Below are 4,677 nucleotides of genomic sequence, written 5' to 3' on the forward strand. Positions count from 1 at the left end.
ATCTGATCCTGCGACAGGCCCTCCCGATGAGCACACCTGGTCCTGGTCACACTGGCGACGACGCCTACAACACCAGGCCCGATCCTGCCATTACCGAACCCGCGGACACGTCCCATTAGTGCCGTTGCAGTATTAAGCCGTGGCTCCGTGCCATCGACTTTCTAGGACGGCGTCACAGAGACTCCCAACTTGGACGTACGTCTCTTGAACGGGATCGGGCCGCCCTCAAGGTGGTCGAGTGCGAGCTTGTTCAGTGCGTGACGTTCCAGAGATCCCGCAGCCTCAACCTCACCGTGTCCAGCCGTAGCTTTCATCGTCACAATCTGCTCTGCATCACCGCTGACGACGATGCCCGGACTCCGCGTGGCGAACAGATATTGGCGCGTCCCTCGCAGCGAGCGGAGTCGGTCGACGAGATAGTCCTCGATCCAGGGCGCATGGAGCGCATCCTCGGGCTGATCCACCAACACGGGAGTGTTTCCGTCGGCGAGCAAGATGACAAGGATGGCCGTGCAGCGCTGCCCATGGGCGAGTTCTTCAATCGTGGTGTACGACTGGTCGTTGGGCTTCTTGAATTTGATGGTCAGAACGTCCGGCCGATCAATGCCCTGAATTTCAAGTAGTTCTTCCCAGAGATCCTTCTCATCGATGTTCGCGAACAGCTTGGCCACGCTCGCCAGGTCAACGCCGCCGTCAGGGTTGACGATGTCGTTCAAGCTTTCGTTCCACATGCTGCGAGCGAATTTGGCCGGATGGGTGTTCAGCGCTAGTTGGTTGAGCACCTCTTCCCTAACGCGTGAACCGACCTTGATCTGGTCTAGCGCCTGTCGGAATTCTGACGCATCACCAGAATTCGGAATGTCGAGCTTGACGAAGCCGGCGGCCTTAGAGTTGAGTTCCTTGACCCGCTCGCGGCGAAGTTCGCGCCGCTTTCGGCGGGCCTCTTGCAGCGACGCAATGAGGTCCTCACGCTCGGTTACAAGTCTCGCGAGCTCGGGCTCTAACTCCTGATGCAGTTCCGCCTTCGACGCTTCAGCTTGGGTCAGTTTCGATTGAAGGTGCTCAAGATTGGCACGGAGCGCAGAAAGCGAGGAACCCGCATCGACTTTCTCAAGCTCGTCATCGAGCTGCTTCTTGAAGGCATCGAACCTCTGTCCCCAGATTGTCTGAACCTCACCAACCTTCATTGATACCGAAGCCAGTGCGCTCTCGATCTCTGCCCTAGCGGCATCGACCCGCTTCTTACCCTCAGCGAGTGCGCTCGCAGCTGACGCGAACAGATCGGCGTTCTCCGCCACGGATTCATTGATCTCCGCGTCGGGCAAATCCAGTTGCGGGAGCTGCACCGAGTCAAGCCTGTCCTTGGCCCGCTTCAATGCCGTCTGCTCGGTGGCCCAGCTCGACTGTTCCTTTACTGCATCAGTCTTGAACAAATCGGTAAGTTGACGAACCTGCTCTGCCAGACCAGCCTCTTTACCCGCCTCCTCCTGAAGCCGTCGAACCCCAGCGCGCGCAGCGATGAGCTGGCGAGCATTAGCTTTCATCGAGGCAACAGTCGCATCGATCGCGTCGTCGATCTGGTCGAGATCAAGCGATGAATCAATCAAGGTCATCCGGCCGACGGGCTCTCGCGAATACTCCAGGATCTCGCCCTGAGAGAACGCGGCGAGTGGGCATATCGAAGCAGGGTCGACGTCGATTTCGGCCCAGTCCGTTCCGATCTGCTGAAGCACTCGCGACGGCGCGGAGCCAGCTGTGTCGAAGGTCCGCTCGATTCGGAAGCGCTTGCCGTCGGCTGCTATGTGCAACAGGACAACGCTGCTGTTCATCAGGGCTTTCTCCATGCGGGAGTCGATCTCTTGACGAATGGCGGGGAACGCCTCGGAGTCAACTTGCTGGTCGAGTGCGAATCGCACTGCTTCGAGGATGAGCGACTTTCCGGCTCCTGTTCCGCCAAGTAGGCAGTTCAGGTCTGGCGAGAGCTGGATCTTCTGCCCGCCTAGGAAGCCACCGACGATTTCAATGGATTCGATGTGTCGGTACGGCGGCGCCTCCGCCGGAGCTTCAAGGGAAATCCGAAGGTCGGGATCGGCGAACGCATGGCGCAGTCCAACCAGGTCGGGGCGGCTCGCCTTGATCCAGGTGCGGCGTGCGCCGATCCCGACGATGCTGTGGCAGTTCTTCGTGGGGTCCCACGTGTCAGATCCTCGAACGAACGCCAGCTTGCGCTCGTTAACGACGGTCCTTTCCACTACGTCGACTGTGTCCATGTGGACGACTTCGACCGCGCTGATTGCCTGGTTGAGTAGCGTCTTCTTAAGGTGCGCCTTCACCGCCAGCTTCAGGAGCCCCTTGTCCTTTTCAACGTGGGCGGCGATTGCAAGGCCTCCCGACTCTGCGACCAGCTCTGCTGCGTCGGCGAATCCGACTTCAGCCGCGATGTCGAGCTTGCCCCGCTCGGCGTAGCCGATGCCGATCCTGATGAGAAGCTCTTCGAGAACGGTTGGCTCTGTGCCTTCCTCCCAGACCGCCAGCAGGTGGCCCTCAGTGGTGCTGATCTCGACGCCCGGAAGGACGATGAGTGGTTTATCGACCGCAGCTTCAGCCACCTGCTTGTACCATGACACCGTGTTGTGGTCGGTAACGGCAATGGCGTCGAGGCCGGCCGCGATCGCCGCATCTACGATCTCCGTCGCTGTTCCGTAATTTTCCGCCTTCGCGTCCTGCGATCCTGGAGTGTGGACGTGAAGATCAACCGCCCAGAATTTGGCCCAATCACTCATGCTCTTCCTACGCATCCTCTCCTGTGAAACCATTTGCCTGTTCATGTACACGATTAGCGGTGACGTAAGGCGGGGAGCCATTGCTCCGGGTCTTCGCCTGGACTCCTTGCCGGCGCCATCCCCACCTTGAGTCGGTCACTGGGGAACCGAGGACGTACCTGGGGGCAGCCTGTGACGTTGGCTGTGCTGCGACCGTATCGGCCCCAGTCCTCCGAGACAGTAGGTCTGGACGATCGATCGGGGCTCACCCTGCGCCGCTTGGACCAGGTGGGTCGAACCCATTGACCCGCAAGTCAGCAACCAACTGATCCCAATCCCGTGCTTGTGCAGTGCCGCGGGTTCTGCGATCCGCGATCTCGACTGCCAGGCATCCCATGCGGAGGGGCGTCGGCACGTTGACGTGGCGCAGCGCCATGCCCTTCCGGTCATCGAGGATGATCATTCGCGCCAGCGTCTTCCCCGCCGACGCGAGACCGACCAGTGAATGGGCGGCGAGGAGCAGCTCGTCGCGCCGTGCCTGCTCCCGCTCATCCAGGCGAGCGCTGCCGGTTACCGCGTACGCCCGGGCATGCACATGGGTGCGGAGAATGACCTCGGTGGTGATGACGCTCAGTGAGGGGGTGAGGATTCCGGATCGTACGTTGAGCCCGTTGCCCGCCGAGGTACCCAGGTACACCTCGTGCGCGAACGTGCGCAGTTCCCGGTTGTCGAGTTCGTACAGCCAGGAGGAGCCGGGTAGCGGCAGGCTCATCGGGGTCACCAGGTCCGCCGCCAAGTGCTGTGCCCAGAGGACGAGGGCCTCGGCGAGGGAGTCGACCTCGCGGAACCGGCCGCCGACGGTGACGGGGTGTTTGTCGCCGTAGTCCCAGCGGACGCCGCGGAACTCGCCTGACCGGATCTGCCGCAGCGCCTCGAACGGGCGCGCCAGATCATGCCCCGGGGAGCGGACCCGGTGGGCTCGGCCACCGAATCCGGGGCCGGTGTAGTCGATCGGCAACCGTTTGCCGACGCGCTCCCAGGCCCGCATCCGCGCGGTCTTCCTCGTGGCACCGAGCCCGCGGGCGACGTTGCCGTCGAGGGTGGTGTCGTACCAGACCGCGGCCACCCCCAGCACGGTCGTGAGCCCGACGGCGAGGATGTCGTCGCGGTCCCACGGGATGCGTTGCCGGGCCCGCCATCGGTCGAATCCGGCCCGCTCCTCGGGGGTCAGCGCGGCGTCGAGGTCGATGTCGGTCCACCCGCGCTGGGTGCGGAGCCGGTCGTTGGCGGCGGTCAGCTCCGCGTACGAAGCGGGCTGCGTGGTGTCGATGTCCGGCAGCGGATCCGGGACCCCACCGATCAGGGCGGTGCCGGTGGCCGATTCCAGCTCGGCGAGCCGGCGGCTGATCGTGTCGAGGTTCCGATCGACACTGTCGTCCATGCCGCTCACTGCGCGGGTTCCGGGAGACGCTCCAGGATGACCTCGAGCGCCCCCTCGGCCCGCTTGGCGTCCGCGTGCTGCCGGCGCAGTTCCTCCCGCAGTTCCTTGTTCTCCGCGGTCAGGCGTGCGTTCTCACGCGAGAGGTCCCTGATCCGGTCCAGGAGTCGGTCCCCGTCGGCGACGACCTTCTCCAGGCGTTCCTGCAGGCTCTGCACCACGCGGCGTTGCTTCTCGTCCCGGTTCTGCGCCTCGATCAACACACACCGTGCGATCAGGTCCAGGCGCATCGCATCGGCCACCACCTGCCCGGTCGTCCACGACGTCCACCGCGCCCCGGCCGCCGCGGCGCCCGCTCCGGCGATGCCCCCGATCCCGGTCACCAGGGCGGTGCCGCCAGCGATGCCGAACCCGCCGGCCGCGATCGCACCCCCACCCAAGGTGGCCAACCCGGCCGAGGTCGCTGCCGCCCCGGTC

General features: G+C 63.6%; 3 protein-coding genes. All 3 read right to left on the reverse strand.

The window, feature by feature from the left end; translation table 11 throughout:
- Positions 1-161 precede the first annotated feature (161 nt).
- Complete coding sequence (locus AC1DWT_RS49590) at positions 162-2,783, reverse strand: TrlF family AAA-like ATPase (RefSeq protein ID WP_477926104.1); 2,622 nt, start codon at positions 2,781-2,783, stop codon at positions 162-164.
- A 244-nt stretch (positions 2,784-3,027) separates the two neighbouring features.
- Positions 3,028-4,203, reverse strand: coding sequence for a hypothetical protein (locus tag AC1DWT_RS49595; protein ID WP_477926105.1), 1,176 nt, complete (start codon positions 4,201-4,203; stop codon positions 3,028-3,030).
- A gap of 5 nt (positions 4,204-4,208) precedes the next feature.
- Positions 4,209-4,677: hypothetical protein (locus AC1DWT_RS49600; protein WP_477926106.1), on the reverse strand; the 469-nt coding region annotated here is incomplete at its 5' end.

The organism is Rhodococcus sp. P4_B6 (assembly GCF_056402215.1).

What these genes read in the sequence shown, in the direction of transcription:
- AC1DWT_RS49590 (WP_477926104.1), bottom strand. Translation starts at nt 2,783, where the DNA reads ATGAGTGATTGGGCCAAATTCTGGGCGGTTGATCTTCACGTCCACACT.
- AC1DWT_RS49595 (WP_477926105.1), bottom strand. Translation starts at nt 4,203, where the DNA reads ATGGACGACAGTGTCGATCGGAACCTCGACACGATCAGCCGCCGGCTC.